Here is a 22437-nt window from a genome sequence, read left to right as displayed (position 1 = left end):
AAGCCCGCCATGCGCGGGCTTTTTGCCGCGATCCGAATCAAGCCTGAATCCATCCTACAATTTGCGCTGTGCCCGCAAGGGCGCTTTCGCTGGGGGTGTTGCCGCGGTTCGTGATTACGAACGGCGGCGGCTGAGAAAGTCCCTTTGAACCTGATTTGAGGTAATCCTCGCGCAGGGAAGCATGTTCCGGAAGCCCGCAGCTCTTGCGGGCCTCAAGCAGGCCGACCTGGCATTGAAGATCGGAACTGCTGATGACCACGCCCGCTACTTCCGCCGCCGGCAACACCGCGCTGTCGCCCTTGTCCTCCAGCGAGCGGCTGTTCGGCTGGAGCGACCATGCCGCGCTCTGGCTCAGCCTGGGGGTGGGTCTGCTGGTCATGCAGATAGGCGCCTACCTGGTGCCGGCCCTGGGCACACAAACGGCGCTGGCGGTGATCGTCTGCGGCTCCATCCTGGGCGCGGGCCTGCTGGCCTGGACCGCCAAAATCGGCTGCGACAGCGGCCTGTCCAGCGCCGGGCTGATGCATGCCACCTACGGCAGCAGCTTCGCGCGCCTGCCGGTGCTGCTCAACATCGTGCAACTGATAGGCTGGACCACCTTCGAGCTCGTGGTGATGCGCGACGGCACCGTGGCCATCGCCCGCCAGTCCGGCGGTTTTGCGGGCGCCCTGTGGCCCCTGTTGGCCACCCTGCTCTGGGGCGCGGTGCTGCTGGCGCTGCTGTCGGGCTCCATGGTCAGGCTGGTGCGCAAATTCATAGGCCGCTGGGGCCTGCCGCTGGTCATCGCTTCGCTGCTGTGGCTAAGCTGGCAGTTCCTGGCCAAGGCCAACAGCCAGGGCCTGGCCGCGCTGTGGAACCGCCCCGGCGAAGGCGGCATGAGCACGCTGTCGGCGCTGGACCTGGTGATCGCGATGCCGGTTTCCTGGCTGCCGCTGGTGGCCGATTTCTCGCGCCACGGGCGCGACGGCAACAGCGCCCTGCGCGGCACCTGGCTGGGTTATGCGATTGCCAATATCTGGTGCTACGCGCTGGGCGTGCTGGTGGCCATCACGACGCCCAGCACCGACCTGGTCGCCGCGCTGCTGCTGGCGCAGGGCGGGCTGGTCGCGCTGGGGCTGATCCTGATCGACGAGGTCGACAACGCTTACGGCGACCTGTACTCGGGCTCGGTGGCCGGCCACAGCCTGAAGCCGGCCTGGAGCGTGCGCCGATGGGGCGTGGGCCTGGCCCTGCTGTGCACCGCGCTGGCGCTGGTGCTGCCCATGCACAGCCTGGAGCCGTTTTTGCTGATGCTCAGTTCGGTGTTTGTGCCCTTGTACGGCGTGATCCTGGCGCGGCTGGCCGGCACGCCGCATATCGCCTCGCTGGTGGCCGCACGCAAGGTGAATACCAGCGCCGTCGCGATCTGGCTGCTGGGCATTGTTTGCTACCACCTGTGCGCCAGGCTTGCGCCCGACTGGGGCGCCGCGCTGCCGACGCTGGTACTGACCTTTGCCCTGGCGCGGCTCACGCGAGCCGGTTCTTCCGACGCTTCTGACTCTTCCGGCGCTAGCGCAGCGGCTTGAGCCGCATCGCGAGGGGCGCATGGCCGTGGTTCAGCGGCCCGCTGCCCGCGCCCGTGCGAACCCGGGCGCCGGCTTCCATCGCCGCGCGCACATAGGCACGCGCCAGCTGCACGGCCCCCAGCAGAGGTTGGCCCAGCGCAAGGTGGGCGGCGATTGCGGATGACAGCGTGCAGCCCGTGCCGTGGGTGTTGGGGCTGGGAATGCGCGGCCCGCGCATCCAGTGCAGTTCGCCGCTTTGCGTGGCCAGCAGGTCGCTCACCACATCGCCGGGCAAATGCCCGCCCTTGAGCAGCACGGCGCGCGCGCCTTTGGCCAGCAGCTCCTGCGCCGCGGCCTGCATGGCTTTTTCATCGGCCAATGGCCGGCCAACCAGCAGTGACGCTTCATCGAGGTTGGGCGTGACGACCATCGCGCGCGGAAACAGCTCGCGCACCAGCACCGCGATGGCCGGGTTGTCGATCAGCACCGCGCCGCTGGTGGCGACCATGACCGGGTCCAGCACCACATTGCGCAGCGCATGGCGGTCTATCGCCTCGGCCACGGTGAGCACGATATCGGGGGCGTGCAACATGCCTATCTTTACCGCGTCCGTACCTATGTCCTCGATCACGGCGTCGATCTGGTCGCCCAGCATCTGCGGCGGCACGCCGTGGATGGCGCGCACTCCGCGCGTGTTCTGCGCCGTCAGGGCGGTGATGGCCGTCATGCCGTAGCAGCCCAGCGCGGCAAAGGTTTTCAAGTCGGCCTGGATGCCGGCCCCGCCGCCGCTGTCGGAACCCGCGATGCTCAAGACGCGGGGGTATTCGTGGTCAAAGAGAGTGTCGGTCATTGGTTTATCCGTGATCCTGGGCATGGTCGCACAGCGACCTCAGCGTGGCGGCCGCCGCGCGCGGGTCGTCGGCGGCGCACAGTGCGCTCACCACGGCAAGGCCGTCGGCGCCGGCGCGCAGCACCTCGCGCGCGTTGCCGGCATGGATGCCGCCTATGGCCACCAGCGGCAAGCGGGTGGCGGCCCGCACAACGGCCAGCCCTTCCAGGCCCCAGGGGTCTTTGGTGTCGGTTTTGGTGGGGGTCGAAAACACCGGGCTCACGCCCAGGTAGTCGACCGGAAAGGCCGCGCTTTGCAGCACGTCTTCAATGGATTCCACCGACCAGCCGATAAACACCTCGGGCGGCAGCAGCTTGCGCGCTTCGTCCGTCGGCAGGTCGCTCTGGCCCAGGTGCACGCCGTCGGCGCCGCTAGCCAAAGCGATGTCGATGCGGTCGTTGATGACCAGCGGTATGCCCTGGGGGGCCAGCAGGGCTTTGAGAATCAGGGCTTGGGCCAGGAATTCCCGCGTGCCCAGCTGCTTTTCACGCAGTTGCACGCAGCTGACCCCGCCCTGCACGGCTTCGGCCACCACGTCGGCCAGGGGCCGGCCGCGCATCAGCGCCTGGTCGGTGACCAGGTAAAGCCGCAAAGCCTCGGGCTTCAATCGCGCCATTCCCTCGTCCCTCACCCGTTCACCACTTCCAGCTTCAGGCGGGCGGTGAAGGTGGCCTTGTCCAGCCCTTGCAACTCATCGAGCAATTGCACGGCCATGCTGCCCACGCCCAGGCCGCGCGCCCGGGTTTTTTCCGCCGCCACTTCACCGGCAAGGCCCATAAGAGCCATGGCCGCCGTGGTGGCGCGCCAGGCATCTGGCTGCACCGCGCAAAACGCGCCAATAAGGGCGGTAGCCGAGCAGCCGACACCCGTGATGCGGGTCATCCAGGGATGGCCGTTGGAAAGCCGGGCCCAGCGGCGGCCGGCGTCCAGGATATTGTCGGTCTCGCCGCTCACGCAGACCACGCCTTCGGTGCGCGCAGCCAAAGCCCGCGCGGCATCCAGCGCATCGCCGGCCGCGGCCTCGCTGTCGACGCCGCGCGTTTTCACGGCGGCGCCGGCCGTACTCATGATTTCAGAGCCGTTACCGCGAACCACGGTGGGCGCGGCGACGGCCAGAAGGGCCTCCAGCGCGGCATTGCGATAAGGCGTGGCGCCTGCGCCGACCGGGTCGAGCACGCAGGGAATTCCGCGCGCCGAGGCGGCCGCCAAGGCCAGCTTCATGCTCTCGACCCAGTAGGGGTCCAGCGTGCCGATGTTCAGCACCAGTGCCTGGGCGATGCCGGCCATGTCGCGCACCTCTTCATGGGCATGCGCCATGACGGGCGAGGCGCCCGCGGCCAGCAGCACATTGGCATTGAAGTTGATCACCACCAGGTTGGTGATGCAGTGAACCAGCGGCGAACGCTCGCGAACCGACACGAGGTCGGACCAGAGATCTGCGGCGGAAAGGGGGGAAATCATGTGCGCTTGCTCTGGGTAACGGTGCTGGCGACTGTGCGGTACTACGGATGCTTCAACCCGCGCCGGCAAGGTGGCGGGGCCGAGCCAAGCAATTATCGCGGATGCCGCGTAACTGGGGGAGCGGCCTCCCTTGGCACCATAAGACCAGCGAGCTCCGAGGTTTTTTGCCGATACCGGACCTACCCTGCCCGTGAACCCCGCGCGGGAGCCTAGAATGAATTTCGACAACGCCTTGCGTTATGCTTTTCGAGTCCAATTCGGAAAAGCCATACTGGCATGAACATTTCACTCCACAGCCCAAACCCATGAGTCAAACCCCGGTTCACGAATTTCACAACCAGGATCTTCTGGAGGTCATCCCATGGAGCGCCAGCAAACTGATTGAAGTAGGCTGCAGTTCGGGCGCCCTGGCAAGAGAGTTCAAGAAAATATCGCCTGGCTGCCACTATTTCGGGATCGAGATAGACCCTGATTACGCAAAGCTGGCAGATCGCTACTGCAACGAGACCCTGGTCATGGACATCGAGAATGCCGACGACGCATTCTGGAACAAGCATGCGGACAGGGACTGCTGGATTTTCGGCGACTGCCTGGAGCACCTGAGGAATCCCTGGAATATCCTGCGCAAGGTGCGCAAAGCCATGCCGCCGGGGGGCAGCATCGCAGCCTGCATTCCCAATGCGCAGCACTGGTCCCTCCAGGCCCGGTTAAGCATCGGGGATTTCCGCTACGAGGAAAGCGGCCTGCTGGACAAAACCCATTTGCGGTTTTTCACCAGGCAAACCATCCTGGAAATGTTCAACGACACGGGGTTCACGGTCACGGAATGCGTCCCCAGAATCTTCCCGGAACCTGCAAGGGATCAATTTTTCCCTGTGATCGAACAGCTCGCAAGGCTGGCAGGAGCAGATCCACAAACTGCAATGGAAGATGCAATGCCCATCCAGTATGTTGTCAGGGCCGAGCCCCGATAGCGCCCGGGACGGCCCGGTGAAACCAACAAATGGTTAAACCCAGGCCTTCAGCATTTGGGCACGGCTTACATAGGGAAAATCGACCTGTACGGTCGTGTCGTCACTTGCCTTTTCCGGCAAGTGGTCCTTGTATTTTTCCCGGAATCTGCTCGCGTAGGTCTTATAGACGCCCTCAAAATCTCCGACGGTTGATTTATGGGCAATCAAGATGTCCTTGCATACCGCCACTTCAAAACCGTGCAAAAAAGCCGCGTAAGTGAAGTCCGTGTCATACCCATGAAAACCATCAAAAGTTTCTTCATCGAATTGCACTGAATCGACGACTCGGCGATTGGCCGCGATGAAAAATCCGTCCAGAGCCTGTATGCCCTTAACCTGCGTCAGCTCTGGCCCGCCCCATACCGAAACATGGAAAAGGTCACTGGGCCAGGCGTTGGCAGCCGGGTAGGCGAGCACGCCATGGACATAAGGGTCACCGCTGCTCATCCACTTGCTATCCTTGAGCCGGCTCGTACCGGCGCACCCGATGACATCAAAGGTTTGCAAATGGGTGCGAACCAAGCTGGAAAAACTCGGCGAAATGATCTCTATGTCGTCATGGCAAAAAATCAGGATGTCGCCCCGGCTTTTCCCGATGCCTCTGTTGTATCCCTCGCACAGTGACTTGGCATCATGTATGCCAATGATTTCATACGGTGAATCACCGAAACGCTCTCTTAAGTTGCTGCACACCAGCTCATACTTGACCGGATCAACGCTGCAGATGATGACGGACACCAATGAGTCTTTTTTTTGCGTTTCATTGGCAGCAACACCATGGTCGACCAGATTCTGGGAAATCCCCGCAAAACGCGTGGCAGTACGGTAAATCAGTCCCGCAAGAAAAAGCGCCGCGAGAATGAGCACAGCCGGCAGATACTTCTGCCACAGCAAACATAGGGCCAGGGCGATAGCGCTGCATGCCCAAAAAACGCTAAAACCGATTCTGCGGATTACCCAGCTCCGGGCTGGAGCGTTTGTTTGGTCAGCTTGCATATTGGCATAGGTTATCACCGGCCAGGAGCTCGCTTTCCGCATGCGACACCGCATCACGCGGCCATGTTCAAAGCCGTCATCACCGGGACTCGCAAGCCCAAGCCATTTGGTGGAACCGGAAATGCTATCAATACAATAGCAAAATGCGCTCTCGCTACGGAGACCTGCATACCCCCTGCGCAAAGAAGTCAACGGATAAATAACTGGGGCTTAAAAAGCTTAAAAATTGACGCTATAATCTAAGGCTTCATTCCTCAATAGCTCAGTTGGTAGAGCGCCGGACTGTTAATCCGTAGGTCCCTGGTTCGAGCCCAGGTTGAGGAGCCAGTTAATTTCCGAAATGGGCACCCTTGTGGTGCCCATTTCTTTTTCCGCGGCGCAAATCCGCAATGCCTTTTCGCCGCAAGCAGGCCGCTCTGCGCATCAGCGGCGCCATCGCCTGCTGGCCTTGCTGCCGCGACCCACTCGGCTACCATGTGCGCATGCCCTTCCCGGCCCGCCGCTTCCATCGTTTCATGCCGATGCGCTTTTAAGCCATGGGAAAACTCCCGCGCCCCGTGCCCTGGCTTGCCGCCGGCGAAAACTTTCCGCCGCTCGAAGAGGCCTGGGGCCATCACGACCCAGCCCCCGGCCTGCTGGCTGCCGGTGCGGCACTGGATGTGCCGACGCTGGTACAGGCCTATTCCCAGGGCATTTTTCCGTGGTTCAGCCTGGGCCAGCCGCCGCTGTGGTGGAGTCCCGATCCGCGCATGGTCTTGCAGACGCGACATTTCAGGCTGCATCGTTCGCTGCGGAAAACGTTGACCCGCTTCCAGGAACAGACCCAGGCCGGTTGCGAGATTCGTTTTGACGGCGCCTTTGAACAGGTCATCAATGCCTGCGCGAGCAAACCCCGCGCGGGCCAGCCAGGCACCTGGATTGTCCCGGACATGGTACAGGCCTACACCAGCCTCCACCGGGCCGGCCATGCCCATAGCGTGGAGACTTGGGTGAACGGCGAACTGGCCGGCGGCCTTTACTGCGTCAACCTGGGCCGCATGGTGTTCGGCGAGTCGATGTTCGCCCACCAGACCGACGCATCCAAGATCGCGCTGGCGGCGCTGGTGGCCTTTTGCCGCGCCCGCGAGATAGCCATGATCGACTGCCAGCAAAACACCCGGCACCTGGCCTCGCTGGGAGCGGGTGAGATCAGCCGTGCGGAATTTGTCACTCATCTCGCCCGGAACGTGGGCAAAACCGCCCCCCTCTGGGAGTTCAAACCCGTATACTGGAATCAGCTTCTAACGACGGGAATGACAGACCTACCGTGACGCACCTCAAAGACCTGCCCCTGCAAACCTTGCAGTTCTATGCAACGGCGCCCTACCCCTGCAGCTACCTGCCGGGCAAACAGGCCCGCTCGCAGGTCGCAACGCCCAGCCACCTGATTCACAACGACGCCTATTCGGACCTGGTGACCAACGGCTTCCGGCGCAGCGGCATGTTCACTTACCGCCCCTACTGCGACGGCTGCCAGGCCTGCGTGCCGCTGCGGGTGCCCGTCAAGCTATTCGATCCGGACCGCAGCCAGCGCCGCGCCTGGAGGCGGCATCACACGCTGCACGCCCGCATCCTCAAGCTCTGCTTCATGCCCGAGCACTACCAGCTCTACCTGCGCTACCAGAACGGCCGCCACGCCGGCGGCGGCATGGACCACGACAGCATCGACCAGTACACCCAGTTCCTGCTGCAAAGCCGCGTCAATTCACGCCTGGTGGAGTTCCGCGAAACCCTGCCCAACGGCGAGCCGGGCGCGCTCAAGATGGTGTCCATCCTGGACGTGCTGGAAGACGGGATTTCGGCGGTCTACACTTTTTACGAGCCTGACGCCCGCGCGAGCTATGGCAACTACAGCGTGCTCTGGCAGATCGAGCAGGCACGGCGCCTGGAGCTGCCCTATGTCTATCTGGGTTACTGGATCGCCGAGAGCCCCAAGATGAACTACAAGGCGGGGTTCAAGCCCAACGAAGTGCTGCTGGAAGGCCGCTGGGTGCTTTCCACAACCCCCGTAGCGGCCAGCCCGGGCGCCGACGACCATCCCGCCCCGGCCTGAGCCCGCCGCTTCGCATGCGTCACCAGACGCATCTGCATTTCACAGGGTAAAATTTGCGGCAGAAAGCCTGCACATGAAAAAGCCCGACTCCGCCCCTTCCGCCACACCGACCGTCCAGGTCATCGAGAGAATGTTCACGCTGCTCGAAATCCTGGCAAACCGCGAGGAGGCCTTGTCGCTCAAGGAAATCAGCGAAAAATCGGGCCTGCACCCTTCCACGGCTCACCGCATCCTGAACGACCTGGCCACAGGACGTTTTGTCGACCGCCCCGCGGCGGGCAGCTACCGGCTGGGCATGCGCCTGCTCGAGCTGGGCAACCTCGTGAAGGCGCGTCTGGATGTGCGCGAAGCGGCGCTGATCCCCATGCGCGAGCTGCACAAGATCACCCAGCAGCCGGTGAACCTGAGCATGCGCCAGGGCGACGAAATCGTGTACGTGGAGCGCGCCTACAGCGAACGTTCCGGCATGCAGGTGGTGCGCGCCATAGGCGGCCGCGCGCCGCTGCATCTCACCTCCGTGGGCAAGCTGTTCCTGGCCTTTGACGATCCCCAGCGCCTGCGCACCTACGCGACGCGTACCGGACTGTCGGGACAGACGCGCAACAGCATCACCCAGTTGCCGGTGCTCGAGCGCGAACTTTCCAAGGCGCGCCAGTACGGCATCGCGCGCGACAACGAGGAGCTGGAACTGGGGGTGCGCTGCATGGCCGCCGGCATTTACGACGACCAGAACAAGCTGGTGGCGGGTTTGTCGATTTCGGCGCCTGCGGACCGGCTTGACGAGCACTGGCTACCCAAGCTGCAGGCAACCGCCAATGAGATTTCAGCGGCGCTGGGCTACAGGCCTAAATAAAAACCGCCAGTTTTTTGGCGCGGCCGCAAGGGCCGGCCGTCAGCCGTTCGCCTGCTTGACGGAGGCGCTGACGTTGAGCTTGGGCTCGGTGGTCACCGGGTTGGACTCCACCCAGCGGCGCACGCGCTCGGCATCGCCCAAGCGGCTCAGCTTGCCGGCGGAATCCAGGAACACCATGATCAGCTTGCGGCCGGCGATCTTGGTCTGCATGACCAGGCACTGGCCGGCTTCAGAGATGTAGCCGGTTTTCTGCAGGCCGATGTCCCACTCGGGGTTCTTCACGAGGCGGTTGGTGTTGTTGTACTGCAGCGTGCGGCTACCGACGGCGACCTGGTAACCGGTGGAGGTCGACAGTTCACGCAGCATGGGGTCGCCGTGGGCGGCATTGACCAGCGTCGCCAGGTCTTGCGCGCTTGACTGGTTGCGGCTGGACAGGCCGGTGGGCTCGACATAGCTGGTGTCGGTCATGCCCAGCATTTTGGCCTTGGCATTCATCAGGCTCACGAAGGTGCCCATTCCGCCGGGATAGGTGCGGCCCAGGGCGTGTGCCGCGCGGTTTTCACTGGACATCAGGGCCAGGTGCAGCAATTCGCCGCGGGTCAGCGTGGTGCCGACTTTGAGGCGCGAACTGCTGCCCTTTTCGGTGTCGACGTCATCCTGCGTCACGGTGATCAACTCGTCCATGGGCAGCTTGGCACCGCTGATGATGACGCCGGTCATCAGTTTGGTGAGGGATGCAATAGGCAACACCGCATGATCGTTCTTGCTGAACAGCACTTCGCGCGTGTCCTGGTCAATCACCAGCGCCACGCTGGACTTGAGCTCCAGCGGATCCTGGGCGCTGTGCAGGCCGGCGATCTGGCCGAAGGAAGGTTTGGGAGGCACAGAGACGCGGATGATACTGCGGCGCTTGGTACCTGCAACAAAACGTACGCTCTTGCGCGTGGAGACAATTTTTTTGGAGGCGGACGCTTTGGACGAAGCGTGCTGCTTTTTGACAATGGTGTTTTTGGCGGTCGCCGCATTGGCGGCGGGCACTGCGAAGGCGGCTATCAAAGCCACGAATCCAACGATTTTTAATGCGCGATTGAAAATCTGATGAGACATGGTGAATATTGCCTGCGTGGGATTGCAATGATGGAATGGCTGGAGTGTATACAAATAGAAAAAGTCACGCAATATCAAAAACTTGCGTGACTTTCCTAAAAATACACTCAATTCGTGCGATTTTTCCGCTTTGTCTCCCGGTTTGCACCCAGACTCGACGCCAAGTCTTTGAATTTAAACAACTTTATTTTCTAAATTGTTACATCAACCCTGCGCGGCCACCCGGTCAGCTTTACTTTGGAGCTTGTTCAGGGCGCTCAGATAAGCCTTGGCCGAGGCCACCACGATGTCCGGGTCGGCGCCCACCCCATTGACAACCCGGCCGCTGTTCTGCAGGCGCACCGTGACTTCCCCCTGGCTTTCCGTCGACCCGCTGATGGCGTTCACGGAGTAAAGCACCATCTCGGCACCGCTTTTGACGTGTGATTCGATGGCCTTGAGGGAAGCGTCCACGGGGCCGTTGCCGTCCGACTCGCCTTTGACTTCCTTGCCGGCCACCGTGAACACGACACTGGCCTGGGGGCGTTCGCCGGTTTCGCTGTGCTGCGACAGGGACACAAAGCCGTACTGCTCGTTGTCGTGAGAAGCGCTTTCATCGCTGGCGAGCGCCAGGATGTCTTCATCGAAGATTTCGCTCTTGCGATCGGCAAGTTCCTTGAATTTGGCGAAGGCGTTGTTGATATCGGCCTCGCTCTCCATGGCGACGCCGAGCTCGAGCAGGCGCTGCTTGAAGGCGTTGCGCCCGCTCAGCTTGCCCAGCACGATCTTGTTGGCACTCCAGCCCACGTCCTCGGCGCGCATGATTTCATAGGTATCGCGCGCCTTGAGCACGCCGTCCTGGTGGATGCCCGAGGCGTGCGCAAACGCGTTGGCGCCAACGACGGCCTTGTTCGGCTGCACCACAAAGCCGGTGGTCTGGCTCACCATGCGGCTGGCCGCGAGAATGTGCTGGGTGTCTATGCCCAGCTCCAGGCCGAAATAATCCTTGCGGGTCTTGACGGCCATCACCACCTCTTCGAGCGAGCAGTTGCCGGCGCGCTCGCCCAAGCCATTGATCGTGCATTCCACTTGCCGCGCACCGCCGATCTTCACGCCGGCCAGCGAGTTGGCGACGGCCATGCCCAGGTCGTTGTGGCAGTGCACGGACCAGACGGCCTTGTCGCTGTTGGGAATGCGCTCGCGCAGGTTCTTGATGAAGTTGCCGTAGAGCTCGGGGATGGCGTAGCCCACGGTGTCGGGCACGTTGATGGTGGTCGCGCCCTCCTTGATCACGGCTTCCAGCACGCGGCACAGGAAATCGGGCTCAGAGCGATAGCCGTCTTCAGGGCTGAACTCGATGTCGCCCATCAGGTTTCTGGCAAAACGGACCGAGAGTTTGGCCTGCTCGAACACCTGGTCGGGCGTCATGCGCAGCTTCTTTTCCATGTGCAGCGGGCTGGTCGCCAGGAACAGGTGCAGGCGCCCGGAAGCGGCCGGTTTCAAGGCCTCGGCTGCACGGGAAATGTCCCTGTCATTGGCGCGCGCCAGCGAGCAGACCGTGGAGTCCTTGACGACTTCCGCGATTGCTTTGACGCACTCGAAGTCGCCGTTGGAGCTGGCGGCAAAGCCGGCCTCGATCACGTCGACCTTCAGGCGCTCCAGCTGGCGGGCGATGCGCAGCTTTTCGTCCCGGGTCATGGAGGCGCCGGGCGACTGCTCGCCGTCGCGCAAGGTGGTGTCGAAAATAATGAGTTTGTCGGTCATGGTGAGGCTCCTGAAGCTGAAGATTTTTTAGTTGGACGGGGCCAAAGCGGCGCAAGACGTATTTTCGCTCGAAGCCTTGCGCATTTGCGCGCGTTGCCATCCGGACAGGATGGCCTTCAAAGACGCCGAGACGATATTCGCGTCCAGGCCGACGCCAAACACCGTATGCCGCTCATCGACGCGCAATTCCAGGTAGGCCACGGCGCGGGCATCGGCACCGGAGCCGAGGGCGTGTTCATGGTAGTCCAGCACGCGCACCGTGGCGCCCAGCGCGGTGTTCAAGCCGTTGACGAAGGCCTCGATAGGCCCGGCGCCCTGCCCCGCAATCTGCCGTGTCTGGCCGGCGATTTGCACCTGAGCCGTCAAAGCCACGCCGTCCGCCGACACGCTTTGCTGGACCTGCGGCGCCGCGGTGCCGGCCATGCCGTATTCGTCCTGAAACAACTGCCAGAGATCTTGTGCCGTCAATTCCTTGCCTTCGCTGTCCATCACGGCCTGCACGGCCTGGCTGAACTCGATCTGCAAGCGGCGCGGCAGTTCGAGGCCGTATTCGCTTTCCAGCAGATACGCGATGCCGCCCTTGCCCGACTGGCTGTTGACGCGAATCACGGCCTCATAGCTGCGTCCCAGGTCTTTCGGGTCTATGGGCAGGTAGGGAACGGCCCAGGCGGCGCCTTCTTTTTGGACGGCGAAGGCTTTTTTGATGGCATCCTGGTGGGTGCCGGAAAACGAGGTGTAGACCAGTTCGCCGACATAGGGGTGGCGCGGATGCACCGGCAACTGGTTGCAATGCTCCACCGTGCGGCGGATCTCGTCGATATGGGAGAAGTCAAGATTGGGCGCCACGCCCTGGGTGTACAGGTTAAGCGCCACATTGACGATATCGAGATTGCCGGTGCGTTCCCCGTTGCCGAACAGGCAGCCTTCGACCCGCTGTGCGCCTGCCATCAAGGCCAGTTCTGCCGCCGCAACGCCGGTGCCCCGATCATTGTGCGGGTGTACCGACAGAACCACTGCGTCGCGCCTGGCGATGTTCCGGTGCATCCACTCGATCATGTCGGCGAACACGTTGGGGGTCGAATGCTCCACCGTGGTCGGCAGGTTGATGATGCAGGGGCGTTCGGCCGTGGGCTGCCACACCTCGGTGACCGCATCGACGACGCGCCTGGAAAACGCCAATTCGGTGCCGGAAAAATGCTCGGGCGAATACTGGAAAGTCCACTGTGTATCGGGCTGGGTGCGCGCCAAATCCTGAATCAGCCGCGCATGGCTGGTGGCCAATTCCACGATCTGGTCCGGATCCATGCCCAGGACCACTTCGCGCATCAAGGGCGAGGTGGCGTTGTACAAATGCACAATCACTCGCCTGGCGCCCGCCACAGCCTCCATGGTGCGGCGTATCAAGGGCTCTTTGGCGGGTGTCATCACCTGGAGGGTGACATCGTCGGGAACCATGTCGTTGTCGATCAGGTGGCGGACAAAATCGAACTCAACCTGCGACGCGGCCGGAAAGCCGACCTCAATCTCCTTGAAGCCGATCCGCAGCAGTTGTCCGTACATCCGCAGCTTGCGCGCTATGTCCATAGGCTCGATCAGCGCCTGGTTGCCGTCACGCAGGTCGGTGCTGAGCCAGACGGGTGCCTGTGTCAGGACGGCATCGGGCCAGGTACGGTCGCGCAAGCCAATGGGTGCGAAGGCGGGATATTTGCTGGCAGGTTGCTTCAACATGGTTTTCCTCTCTCGAAATCCGAAATCAAGAACCAGCAACCCAAAGAAAAACGGCCCGTTGCTGGTGCAAACGGGCCGTTGAATCAGGTGTACGCGTGCGCTACCGTCTCCGCCCGTTGGCAGATAGCAGTAGTGCTAGCGAAATTTGTTTCATCCGGTCAATGTACCACAATTATTTGTGGAGGCCGCGCTCGTCCGGCTCATCGGTGGACGTCGATATCACGCTGGTCTGCAGGCCTTTGGCTTTGCGCCAGCCATACAGCACATAGCCCGAAAGCCCATAAAGCACGAACAGGCCGAACATCACGGTAGGCGGGTGGATGTTGATCACGGCGATCCCGAGGGCGATCAGCACGATGGCCGCGAAAGGCACGCTGCGCTTCATCTGCACGTCCTTGAAGCTGTAGAACGGCACATTGGTGACCATGGTCAGGCCCGCGTAAAGCGTGAGGCCGAAAGTCACCCAGCGCACTTCCATCCCGCTGATGCCGGCATCGGTCATCAGCCAGATAAAGCCGGCCACCAGCGCCGCGGCAGCCGGCGACGGCAGGCCCTGGAAGAAGCGCTTGTCCACCACCGCCGTGTTCACGTTAAAACGGGCCAGGCGCAGCGCGGCGCAGGCACAGTACACAAACGCGCCTATCCAGCCCCAGCGCCCCAGGCTGGTCAGGGCCCAGACATAGGCGATCAGGGCCGGCGCGGCGCCGAAAGACACCATGTCCGAGAGCGAATCCATCTGCTCGCCAAAAGCGCTCTGCGTATTGGTCATGCGGGCAACCCGCCCGTCCAGGCTGTCGAGCACCATGGCGCAGAACACGCCAATGGCGGCCTGGTCGAAGCGCCCGTTCATGGCCATGACGATGGCATAAAAGCCGCCAAACAAAGCGGCCAGCGTGAAGAGGTTGGGCAAAATGTAAATGCCCTTGCGGCGCTTGCGTATCACGACCTCCGGGTCGTTACCCGCGGATTCTTCGCCATCATGCATAAAAAAACTCCTGAAGCACAGCTGGTGCGCGCAAATAGCTATCAAAGTCATAGCATCCGAGGACACCACAGGGAAGCCGGCCCGCCCGCCAGGGGCTTTCAATTGCCGGTTCAAGGCGCCAAGGATACCAAGATCGGCGTCGCATAAATTTCCGGAACACGCCCGAGTTTGTGCTTCCCAGAAAAAAAGCCGCGCAGGAACTTTGCGCGGCTTTTTGCAGGACAAGGCCCTGGCGGGCCCGCCCCATCAGTTGCGGGTCTGATCGACCAGCTTGTTTTTGGCGATCCAAGGCATCATCGCGCGCAGTTTTTCGCCCACCACTTCGATCTGGTGTTCGGCATTGAGGCGGCGGCGGCTCAGCAGGGTTGGTGCGCCGGCCTGGTTTTCCAGCAGGAAGCTCTTGGCGTATTCGCCGGTCTGAATGTCCTTCAGGCACTTGCGCATGGCGTCCTTCGTGGCCGAAGTCACGATGTTGGGGCCCGTCACATATTCGCCGTACTCGGCGTTGTTCGAGATCGAGTAGTTCATGTTGGCGATGCCGCCTTCATAGATCAGGTCGACGATCAGCTTGAGTTCGTGCAGGCATTCGAAGTAGGCCATTTCAGGCGCGTAGCCGGCTTCCACCAGCGTTTCAAAGCCGGCCTTGATCAGCTCGACGGTGCCGCCGCACAGAACGGCCTGCTCGCCGAACAGGTCGGTTTCGGTTTCTTCGCGGAAATTGGTTTCAATGATGCCGGCCTTGCCGCCGCCGTTGGCCATGGCATAGCTCAGGGCCAGGTCGCGGGCCTTGCCGGACTTGTCCTGGTGCACCGCCACCAGGTGAGGCACGCCGCCGCCCTGGGCATAGGTGTTGCGCACCGTGTGGCCGGGCGCCTTGGGAGCGACCATCCAGACGTCGAGGTCGGCGCGGGGAATCACGGCGCCGTAGTGCACATTGAAACCGTGGGCGAACACCAGGGAAGCGCCCTGCTTGATGTTGGGGGCCACGTCGTTCTTGTAGACCGCGCCGATCTGCTCGTCGGGCAGCAGAATCATCACCACGTCGGCGGCTTTGACCGCGTCGGCGACTTCGGCGACCTTCAGGCCGGCTTTTTCGACCTTGGGCCAGGAAGCGCCGCCCTTGCGCAGGCCGACGACCACTTTCACGCCGCTGTCGTTCAGGTTTTGCGCGTGGGCATGGCCCTGGCTGCCGTAGCCGATGATGGCGACCGTCTTGCCTTTGATCAGGCTCAAATCACAATCTTTGTCGTAAAAAACTTTCATTTTTCTCTCCAGAATAGGTATTGGCGAAAATGCCCTTCGACAGGCTCAGGGCGAACGGTAAACGCATATCGCCACTCAAAATCCGTTCGCGTTGAGCCTGTCGAAACGCGCGCACGGACGACTTAAATCAAACCCGCAAAATCCGCTCGCCGCGGCCGATGCCGCTGGAGCCGGTTCGCACCGTCTCCAGGATGGCGCTGCGGTCTATGGCTTCCAGGAAAGCATCGTTCTTGGACTGGTCGCCTGTCAGCTCGATGGTGTAGCTCTTCTCCGTGACGTCGATGATTCGCCCGCGGAATATATCAGCCATGCGCTTCATCTCCTCGCGCTCCTTGCCGACCGCGCGCACCTTGACCATCATGAGCTCGCGCTCGGTGTAGGCGCCCTCGGTCAGGTCAACCACCTTGACCACTTCGATCAGGCGGTTCAGGTGCTTGGTGATCTGCTCAATGACGTCGTCGGAGCCCGTGGTCTGTATCGTCATGCGCGACAGGCTTGGGTCCTCGGTGGGGGCGACGGTCAGGCTTTCGATGTTGTAGCCGCGCGCTGAAAACAGGCCGACCACGCGGGAAAGAGCGCCCGGCTCGTTTTCCAGCAAAACTGCAATGATGTGTTTCATAAGAAGATTCCTCTTTTCGCTGCCCTCCCCTGCGCACGGTAATGCGCAGGCTCGGCAGACAATAGATTCGTCAGGTGACGGTGAATGAATGGGTGTGTGGCGGCTTGAGGCTTAGAGGTCTTCCGACCCCAGCAGCATCTCGGTAATGCCCTTGCCGGCCTGCACCATCGGGAACACGTTTTCGGTCGGGTCCGTGCGGAAATCCATGAACACCGTGCGGTCCTTGAGCTTGCGGGCTTCGCGCAACGCAGGCTCAACGTCCTGCGGCTTTTCAATCAGCATGCCGACGTGGCCGTAGGCCTCGGCCAGCTTGACGAAATTGGGCAGCGCGTCCATGTAGCTGCTGCTGTAGCGCCCGGCGTATTCAACTTCCTGCCACTGGCGGACCATGCCAAGGTAGCGGTTGTTCAGCGACACGATCTTGATCGGCGTGTTGTACTGCAGGCAGGTGGAGAGTTCCTGGATGCACATCTGCACCGAGCCTTCCCCCGTGATGCAGAACACTTCCGAATCGGGCTTGGCCAGCTTGATGCCCATGGCGTAGGGAATGCCGACGCCCATGGTGCCCAGGCCGCCCGAGTTGATCCAGCGGCGCGGTTCGTTGAACTTGTAGTATTGCGCAGCCCACATCTGGTGCTGGCCCACGTCGGACGTGATGTAGGTGTCGGCGTCCTTGGTCAGGTTCCAGAGGGTTTCGACCACATGCTGGGGCTTGATGACGTCGCCCTTGCCCATGCTGTACTTCATACAGTCGCGCTTGCGCCAGCCTTCGATCGTGTCCCACCAGCCGCCCAGCGCGTTGGCGTCAGGCTTGAGGCCGGATTCCTTGATCATGCTGATCAGCTCGGTCAGCACGTCCTTCACGTCGCCCACGATGGGGATGTCGACCCGCACGCGCTTGGAGATGCTGGATGGGTCGATATCGATGTGGATGATCTTGCGCTCGTTTTGCGCAAAGTGCTTCGGGTTGCCGATCACGCGGTCGTCAAAGCGGGCGCCGACGGCCAGCAGCACGTCGCAATTCTGCATTGCGTTGTTGGCTTCGATGGTGCCGTGCATGCCCAGCATGCCGAGGAATTTTTTGTCGCTGGCCGGGTAGGCGCCCAGACCCATCAGGGTGTTGGTGCAGGGGTAGCCCAGCATGTCGACCAGGGTGCGCAGCTCCTGCGAGGCATTGCTGAGCAGCACGCCGCCGCCGGTATAGATGTAGGGACGCTTGGCCGAAAGCAGCAGTTGCAGGGCCTTGCGGATCTGGCCGCCGTGGCCTTTGCGAACCGGGTTGTAGGAACGCATCTCCACGGTTTGCGGATAGCCGCTGTAGGGCACCTTGTTAAAGGACACGTCCTTGGGAATGTCCACCACCACGGGGCCGGGGCGGCCGCTGCGGGCGATGTGGAAGGCCTTTTTCAAGGTCTCGGCCATCTGCCGCGCGTCCTTGACCAGGAAGTTGTGCTTCACGATGGGCCGGGTGATACCGACGGTGTCGCACTCCTGGAAGGCATCGAGACCGATGGCGTGCGTGGGAACCTGGCCCGTGATGATGACCATCGGGATGCTGTCCATGTAGGCCGTCGCGATGCCGGTCACCGCATTGGTCACGCCGGGGCCCGAGGTGACCAGGGCCACGCCCACGTCGCCGGTGGCGCGGGCATAGCCGTCCGCCGCGTGTACTGCCGCCTGCTCGTGGCGCACCAGGATGTGCTGGATCGAGTCCTGCTTGTAGAAGGCGTCGTAAATGTGAAGGACCGCGCCGCCGGGATAGCCCCAGACGTACTTGACACCCTCAGCCTGAAGCGACTTGATGAGGATTTCCGCGCCGCGGAGTTCCTGGGAATTTGTGTGTGCAGACGCTGCTGCCGCGGAAGCGATTTCCGCCTTGGAGATTTCCATGATGAACCTTTGTGAATTTCTCTAACGAAATACCTTGGGTGCCTCTTCGCCCACTCTTGTGAAGCGGCGTCGAGACTTGAGGCCAGAACCATAAGCGGAAACATAAACCGCCGAGTCATGACCCGTTTGCCTTTTGAATTGCAGGGCATATTATGACATTTCGCGTTGCGCAATGGCCGCAGGGGCCGAAAAAGGGCCGGCCAAGGCCGGCCGTGATGCGATAATTTTCCAGCGGCATCCCAAGGATGCATGCTGATCGGCACAGGCCCCGCGGCGACCGCGGGCCATCCCCGCAGCGCTGGACGAACCGGAACCCCACACCGTTGGCAACTGAACAAGAACTCTCGGATTTCCTGAAAAACGTTGAAAAACGGGCTTTCAAGCGCAGCATTTACCACGTCAGGGACGAAGAGGCTGCGCTCGACATCGTTCAGGACAGCATGATGAAGCTGGCGCAGCACTACGGCGATAAACCCGCCGCGGAGCTGCCCATGCTGTTCCAGCGCATCCTGGCCAACACCACGCTGGACTGGTTCCGCCGCCGCAAGACCCGAAACGCGCTGTTTTCCAACATGAGCGACTTCGAGGCACCCGGGGAAGACGGAGATTTCGATCTTCTGGAAACTTTAGAGACCTTGACCAACTCAGAGGGTACTGAGAGCGCCCAAGATGCGACGGAACGGGCTCAGATATTGCATGAGATCGAACTGCAGGTAAAGGAACTGCCGGGCCGTCAACGGGAAGCCTTTCTGATGCGTTACTGGGAGGAAATGGACGTCGCTGAAACAGCAGCCGCCATGGGCTGTTCGGAGGGTAGTGTCAAAACGCACTGTTCACGCGCGGTTCACGCTCTCAGCAAAGCCCTGAGCGCCAAAGGTATAAAACTATGACTAATTCACTACAAAAAAGAGCCGATATCCTGCAGGACCGCTTTGGCCTGAAAACTGCCTCCTACCTGTCCGCAGGCGCGGCTGACCTGCCTTACGACATTTCCGAGCGCCTGCGCGCCGCGCGCTTCCAGGCCGTCTCCAACCGTAAAGTGGCAAAAACCCAAACCGCCGGCGGCATTGTGGGCAATGGCGGTAGCGCAGCCTTGACCTGGGGCTCCGACGACGGCCTGAGCTGGTGGGCCCGGATCGGCTCGGTCCTGCCTCTGGTGGCCCTGGTTGTGGGCCTGTTGGTCATCAATTCCATCCAGAACGACAATCGCGCCCAGGAACTGGCCGAAGTCGACGTGGCGCTGCTCACCGACGAACTCCCGCCCGCAGCCTTCGCCGACCCCGGTTTTGTCCAATATCTCAAAGTGACGCGCCAAGCCCAAGCCCCCACGGTCCAATGACCCGTCCAGCAGGCGCCCGGCGCCTCCCCCTGCCTCTTGAACCTTCAAGCCGCTTGAAGCTGCAATGGTTGTCGTTCTGGCTCGTGGCGGCCGCCCTGCTCGCCGCGCCAGTCTTGGGTTTCGCCCAGGACCCCAAGCCAGCCAGCCCCACCAGCGCGCCCGCCGCAAAGCTGGCTGCAAGCGCACCCGTCAAAGTGGTCGTTTCCAAGCCTACCTGGGCCGAGCTCAGCCCCATGCAGCAAAAGGCGCTCGCACCCCTGGCCTCCAGCTGGAACACCGTCAGCGAGCCGCAGAAGCGTAAATGGCTGGAAATTTCCAAAAACTTCCCTTCGCTGCCTCCCGAAGGCCAAGCCAACCTGCACAGCCGCATGAACGAATGGGTGACCCTGAGTCCGCAGCAGCGCGCTCAGGCTCGGTTGAACTTCGGCAAGACCAAGGAACTCTCCAAGCAGCTCACGCCTGAAGAGAAAAAAGCCAAATGGGAAACCTACCAGGCCCTGAGCCCGGAAGAAAAACAAAAGCTGGCAGCCAAGGCCAGCCCCAGGCCCACCGGAGCCGCAACCGCCGTCAAGCCGGTCGCCCCGCAAAAACTGGCACCTGTCCCGCCGCACCCTGTCAAAGCCGCGAGCAAACCTGCACCTAAAATCGGTGCTTCACAACCGGTGGCAGCCGCCACGCCCGCAGCACTGCCCGCCAGTGCCCCAGGCGCCACGCCCCAGCGTTGACACAGCGCCGGCGGCAGCCGGCCGGATTTATTGGCCGCTCCGGCAGTTTCTGCCCGCGAGCATTGAAGAGCGACTCATTTGACAGCCACCGACACCCCCTCAATACCCTCCATCCCCCGGCGCATGGCCTGCTGGATGTATGAAGGCATGCTGATGTTCGGCGTGGTTTTCCTGGCCGGCTACCTCTTCAGCACCTTGAGCCAGACCCGCAACGCGCTGGACAACCGCCATGCGCTGCAGGCTTTTGTGTTTGTGGTTTTCGGCATTTACTTTGTCTGGTTCTGGGCCAAGGGCCAGACGCTCGCCATGAAGACCTGGAACATCCGCGTGGTCGACGTCCACGGTGCGCCCATCACCCAGAAACGCGCCCTGCTGCGCTATATGCTGAGCTGGCTGTGGTTCCTGCCGCCGCTGGCCGTCAGCTGGCTGCTGGCGCTGTCGGGCCGCGAAGGCGCCGTGCTGACGCTGGGATGGGTGGCAATCTGGGCCATCCTGGCGCGCTTTCATCCTCAAAAGCAGTTCTGGCACGACGTCTGGGCGGGCACCCGGCTGATCACCTGGGTGGCGCCTGAAAAGCCCCGTCGTAAAGACAAAGGCATGACAGGCGCGGGTGCATAACATCAACATGCCATAAAGCTGCGCGACAATCGCCCCATGCCCGAACAAGTTCCGCTTTCCGCCTCCGCACCAGCTTCCATCAGCACCGCCTCCGCCGCGCCCCTCGATGAGCCGGTCAATCCCCAAAAACACCGCAAGGGCCTGAGCCGCGTCTGGCATGCCACGGGCTACTCCATCGCCGGCCTGCGTGCCGGCTGGCATGAAACCGCCTTCCGTCAGGAAGCCATTGCCTCCATCGTGCTGATACCCGCCGCCTTCTGGCTGGGCCGCAGTTGGGTGGAGACCGTGCTGCTGGCCGGCACGGTCATCCTCATCATGATCGTGGAACTGCTCAACACCGGCATCGAAACCGCCATAGACCGCATAGGCCCCGAGTGGCACGACCTTTCCAAACGCGCCAAGGACATGGGCAGCGCCGCCGTCCTGCTCAGCCTTCTGCTCTGCGCGGGCACCTGGGCCATGGCGCTCTGGCAACGCTTTGCAGCATGAACAAAGACAACACCGAAGTGACAGATACCTCCAAACCCGCTTTCTCCCTTTGCGTCTACTGCGGCTCACGCACGGGCGCCCAGCCTGAATACGCCGCGATTGCCGCCCTCGTCGGCACCTGGATAGGCCAGCATGGCGGGCAACTGGTCTACGGCGGCGGCCGCAACGGCCTCATGGGCATACTGGCCGACGCGGCGCTCGCCGCCGGCGCGCGGGTCGTGGGGGTGATCCCCAAGGCACTGGTGGAAAAGGAATGGGCCCACACCGGTTGCACCGAACTGCACATCGTGGAAAACATGCACGAGCGCAAACGCATCATGGCCGAGCATGCCGACGCTTTCCTGGCCCTGCCGGGCGGGATAGGCACACTCGAAGAGTTTTTTGAAGTCTGGACCTGGCGCCAGCTCGGTTACCACGACAAACCTGTCGGCCTGCTCAATATGGGCGGCTACTACGACAGCCTGCTGGCTTTCCTGGCCTCATCGGTGAAAGCCGGCTTCATGAACGACTGGCTGATGGACCTGATACGCACCGGCAGCGAGGCGGAGCCGCTGCTCGAAACCCTGGTGCAGGCGGCCGGCATGACGCCCGCCGCCACCCGCCTCGACCAGATTTAACGGTCCGTCAGACTGCAGCTTCGTCTTCTTCTCCGGTGCGGATGCGCACAACGCGCTCCACGCTGGTGATGAAAATCTTGCCGTCGCCGATCTTGCCGGTGCGCGCGGCGCGCACGATGGCATCCACGCAACGCTCCACATCCTCGGTTTTCACGACGACTTCGACCTTGACCTTGGGCAGGAAGTCGACCACGTACTCGGCGCCGCGGTAGAGCTCGGTGTGGCCCTTCTGGCGGCCGAAACCCTTGACTTCAGTGACGGTCAGGCCCGTCACGCCGCATTCGGCCAAAGCCTCGCGGACTTCTTCGAGTTTGAAAGGCTTGAGGACGGCGGTAATTTGTTTCACTGAATATCTCCGGTAGTTCTAAATATCGTCAAAAGTACGTGGCGTCCCCTCTTAACCCAGCAGGGGCCGCGGAACCGGCTTAGCCGGGCCGCAGGCGCAGCGCCCCCTCGGGGGGCAGCG

Annotated in this window: 23 protein-coding genes, 1 tRNA gene and 1 riboswitch; of the genes, 12 read left to right on the top strand and 12 right to left on the bottom strand. The window is 62.1% G+C overall.

The features are described 5' to 3' along the window. The first annotated feature begins 81 nt into the window (after nucleotides 1-81). Nucleotides 82-195, top strand: a riboswitch (TPP riboswitch). Nucleotides 196-251: 56 nt separating this feature from the next. Continuing rightward, the gene (locus PMI15_RS13525; RefSeq protein ID WP_007869716.1) at nucleotides 252-1565 is read left to right on the top strand and encodes a cytosine permease; all 1314 of its coding nucleotides are present in this window, start codon (nucleotides 252-254) and stop codon (nucleotides 1563-1565) included. Here the strand turns inward: PMI15_RS13525 and thiD are convergent. The 3 genes from thiD to thiM are packed head-to-tail and all read right to left on the bottom strand — an operon-like array spanning nucleotide 1549 to nucleotide 3894. Continuing rightward, the gene (thiD, locus tag PMI15_RS13520; protein WP_007869715.1) at nucleotides 1549-2394 is read right to left on the bottom strand and encodes a bifunctional hydroxymethylpyrimidine kinase/phosphomethylpyrimidine kinase; all 846 of its coding nucleotides are present in this window, start codon (nucleotides 2392-2394) and stop codon (nucleotides 1549-1551) included. The two genes, PMI15_RS13525 and thiD, sit on opposite strands and share 17 nt — an antisense overlap. A gap of 4 nt (nucleotides 2395-2398) precedes the next feature. Next, a complete protein-coding gene (gene thiE / locus PMI15_RS13515; protein WP_007869713.1) occupies nucleotides 2399-3049 on the bottom strand; it encodes a thiamine phosphate synthase in 651 nt (216 codons plus the stop codon). A gap of 11 nt (nucleotides 3050-3060) precedes the next feature. After that, a complete protein-coding gene (gene thiM / locus PMI15_RS13510) occupies nucleotides 3061-3894 on the bottom strand; it encodes a hydroxyethylthiazole kinase (protein ID WP_007869712.1) in 834 nt (277 codons plus the stop codon). Between the two features lie 305 nt (nucleotides 3895-4199). Between thiM and PMI15_RS13505 the strand changes: the two genes are divergently transcribed. Then, entirely contained in the window at nucleotides 4200-4868 is a 669-nt protein-coding gene (locus PMI15_RS13505) for a class I SAM-dependent methyltransferase (protein WP_007869703.1), read from the top strand. A gap of 33 nt (nucleotides 4869-4901) precedes the next feature. Here PMI15_RS13505 and PMI15_RS13500 read toward each other — a convergent pair whose 3' ends face one another. Next, complete coding sequence (locus PMI15_RS13500) at nucleotides 4902-5903, bottom strand: glycosyltransferase (RefSeq protein ID WP_157214620.1); 1002 nt, start codon at nucleotides 5901-5903, stop codon at nucleotides 4902-4904. Nucleotides 5904-6154: 251 nt separating this feature from the next. On the opposite strand from PMI15_RS13500, the gene PMI15_RS13495 reads away from it, so the two are divergent. The 4 genes from PMI15_RS13495 to PMI15_RS13480 all read left to right on the top strand — a co-directional run bounded on the left by PMI15_RS13495 (nucleotide 6155) and on the right by PMI15_RS13480 (nucleotide 8848). Further along, nucleotides 6155-6230: transfer RNA gene (locus PMI15_RS13495), tRNA-Asn, on the top strand. Nucleotides 6231-6439: 209 nt separating this feature from the next. Then, nucleotides 6440-7213 (top strand): leucyl/phenylalanyl-tRNA--protein transferase, encoded by a 774-nt coding sequence (aat, locus tag PMI15_RS13490; RefSeq protein WP_007869698.1) that lies wholly within the window; start codon nucleotides 6440-6442, stop codon nucleotides 7211-7213. Then, on the top strand, nucleotides 7210-7995 hold the full coding sequence (locus tag PMI15_RS13485) for an arginyltransferase (protein WP_007869696.1): 786 nt from the start codon (nucleotides 7210-7212) through the stop codon (nucleotides 7993-7995). The genes aat and PMI15_RS13485 overlap by 4 nt, the downstream gene beginning before the upstream one ends. Nucleotides 7996-8068: 73 nt before the next feature. Then, nucleotides 8069-8848, top strand: a complete 780-nt coding sequence (locus tag PMI15_RS13480) for an IclR family transcriptional regulator (protein WP_007869695.1) — start codon at nucleotides 8069-8071, stop codon at nucleotides 8846-8848. 39 nt (nucleotides 8849-8887) lie between these two features. On the opposite strand, the gene pbpG is transcribed toward PMI15_RS13480, so the two are convergent. The 7 genes from pbpG to PMI15_RS13445 form a co-directional block, all read right to left on the bottom strand. Next, the gene (pbpG, locus tag PMI15_RS13475; protein ID WP_007869693.1) at nucleotides 8888-9955 is read right to left on the bottom strand and encodes a D-alanyl-D-alanine endopeptidase; all 1068 of its coding nucleotides are present in this window, start codon (nucleotides 9953-9955) and stop codon (nucleotides 8888-8890) included. Between the two features lie 204 nt (nucleotides 9956-10159). Then, nucleotides 10160-11698, bottom strand: coding sequence for a 2-isopropylmalate synthase (locus PMI15_RS13470; protein WP_007869690.1), 1539 nt, complete (start codon nucleotides 11696-11698; stop codon nucleotides 10160-10162). Between the two features lie 27 nt (nucleotides 11699-11725). Further along, on the bottom strand, nucleotides 11726-13426 hold the full coding sequence (leuA, locus tag PMI15_RS13465) for a 2-isopropylmalate synthase (protein WP_007869689.1): 1701 nt from the start codon (nucleotides 13424-13426) through the stop codon (nucleotides 11726-11728). Nucleotides 13427-13598: 172 nt separating this feature from the next. Then, nucleotides 13599-14411: a CDP-diacylglycerol--serine O-phosphatidyltransferase gene (gene pssA, locus PMI15_RS13460; protein ID WP_007869688.1), complete on the bottom strand. Its 813-nt coding sequence runs from the start codon at nucleotides 14409-14411 to the stop codon at nucleotides 13599-13601. Nucleotides 14412-14657: 246 nt separating this feature from the next. Continuing rightward, nucleotides 14658-15674, bottom strand: a complete 1017-nt coding sequence (gene ilvC, locus PMI15_RS13455) for a ketol-acid reductoisomerase (RefSeq protein WP_007869686.1) — start codon at nucleotides 15672-15674, stop codon at nucleotides 14658-14660. Between the two features lie 127 nt (nucleotides 15675-15801). Then, nucleotides 15802-16293 (bottom strand): acetolactate synthase small subunit, encoded by a 492-nt coding sequence (gene ilvN / locus PMI15_RS13450; RefSeq protein ID WP_007869681.1) that lies wholly within the window; start codon nucleotides 16291-16293, stop codon nucleotides 15802-15804. A gap of 111 nt (nucleotides 16294-16404) precedes the next feature. Next, nucleotides 16405-18183, bottom strand: a complete 1779-nt coding sequence (locus PMI15_RS13445) for an acetolactate synthase 3 catalytic subunit (protein ID WP_007869678.1) — start codon at nucleotides 18181-18183, stop codon at nucleotides 16405-16407. 323 nt (nucleotides 18184-18506) lie between these two features. Here PMI15_RS13445 and PMI15_RS13440 point away from each other — a divergent pair, with 323 nt between their 5' ends. The 6 genes from PMI15_RS13440 to PMI15_RS13415 all read left to right on the top strand — a co-directional run bounded on the left by PMI15_RS13440 (nucleotide 18507) and on the right by PMI15_RS13415 (nucleotide 21971). Further along, the gene (locus tag PMI15_RS13440; protein WP_036838986.1) at nucleotides 18507-19073 is read left to right on the top strand and encodes an RNA polymerase sigma factor; all 567 of its coding nucleotides are present in this window, start codon (nucleotides 18507-18509) and stop codon (nucleotides 19071-19073) included. After that, the gene (locus PMI15_RS13435) at nucleotides 19070-19522 is read left to right on the top strand and encodes a DUF3619 family protein (protein WP_007869673.1); all 453 of its coding nucleotides are present in this window, start codon (nucleotides 19070-19072) and stop codon (nucleotides 19520-19522) included. Before PMI15_RS13440 ends, PMI15_RS13435 begins: the two co-directional genes overlap by 4 nt. A gap of 53 nt (nucleotides 19523-19575) precedes the next feature. Further along, complete coding sequence (locus PMI15_RS13430) at nucleotides 19576-20247, top strand: DUF3106 domain-containing protein (protein WP_238541120.1); 672 nt, start codon at nucleotides 19576-19578, stop codon at nucleotides 20245-20247. Nucleotides 20248-20349: 102 nt separating this feature from the next. Then, nucleotides 20350-20865, top strand: coding sequence for an RDD family protein (locus tag PMI15_RS13425; protein WP_051001969.1), 516 nt, complete (start codon nucleotides 20350-20352; stop codon nucleotides 20863-20865). A 36-nt stretch (nucleotides 20866-20901) separates the two neighbouring features. Then, the gene (locus tag PMI15_RS13420) at nucleotides 20902-21354 is read left to right on the top strand and encodes a diacylglycerol kinase (RefSeq protein WP_007869665.1); all 453 of its coding nucleotides are present in this window, start codon (nucleotides 20902-20904) and stop codon (nucleotides 21352-21354) included. Beyond that, nucleotides 21351-21971, top strand: coding sequence for a TIGR00730 family Rossman fold protein (locus PMI15_RS13415; protein ID WP_007869662.1), 621 nt, complete (start codon nucleotides 21351-21353; stop codon nucleotides 21969-21971). The genes PMI15_RS13420 and PMI15_RS13415 overlap by 4 nt, the downstream gene beginning before the upstream one ends. A 7-nt stretch (nucleotides 21972-21978) precedes the next feature. Here PMI15_RS13415 and PMI15_RS13410 read toward each other — a convergent pair whose 3' ends face one another. After that, nucleotides 21979-22317 (bottom strand): P-II family nitrogen regulator, encoded by a 339-nt coding sequence (locus PMI15_RS13410; protein ID WP_007869659.1) that lies wholly within the window; start codon nucleotides 22315-22317, stop codon nucleotides 21979-21981. Between the last annotated feature and the right edge of the window lie 120 nt (nucleotides 22318-22437).

Source organism: Polaromonas sp. CF318 (assembly GCF_000282655.1).
Taxonomy (GTDB): Bacteria; Pseudomonadota; Gammaproteobacteria; order Burkholderiales; family Burkholderiaceae_C; genus Polaromonas.
This window is presented reverse-complemented; position numbering and strand designations above follow the sequence as displayed.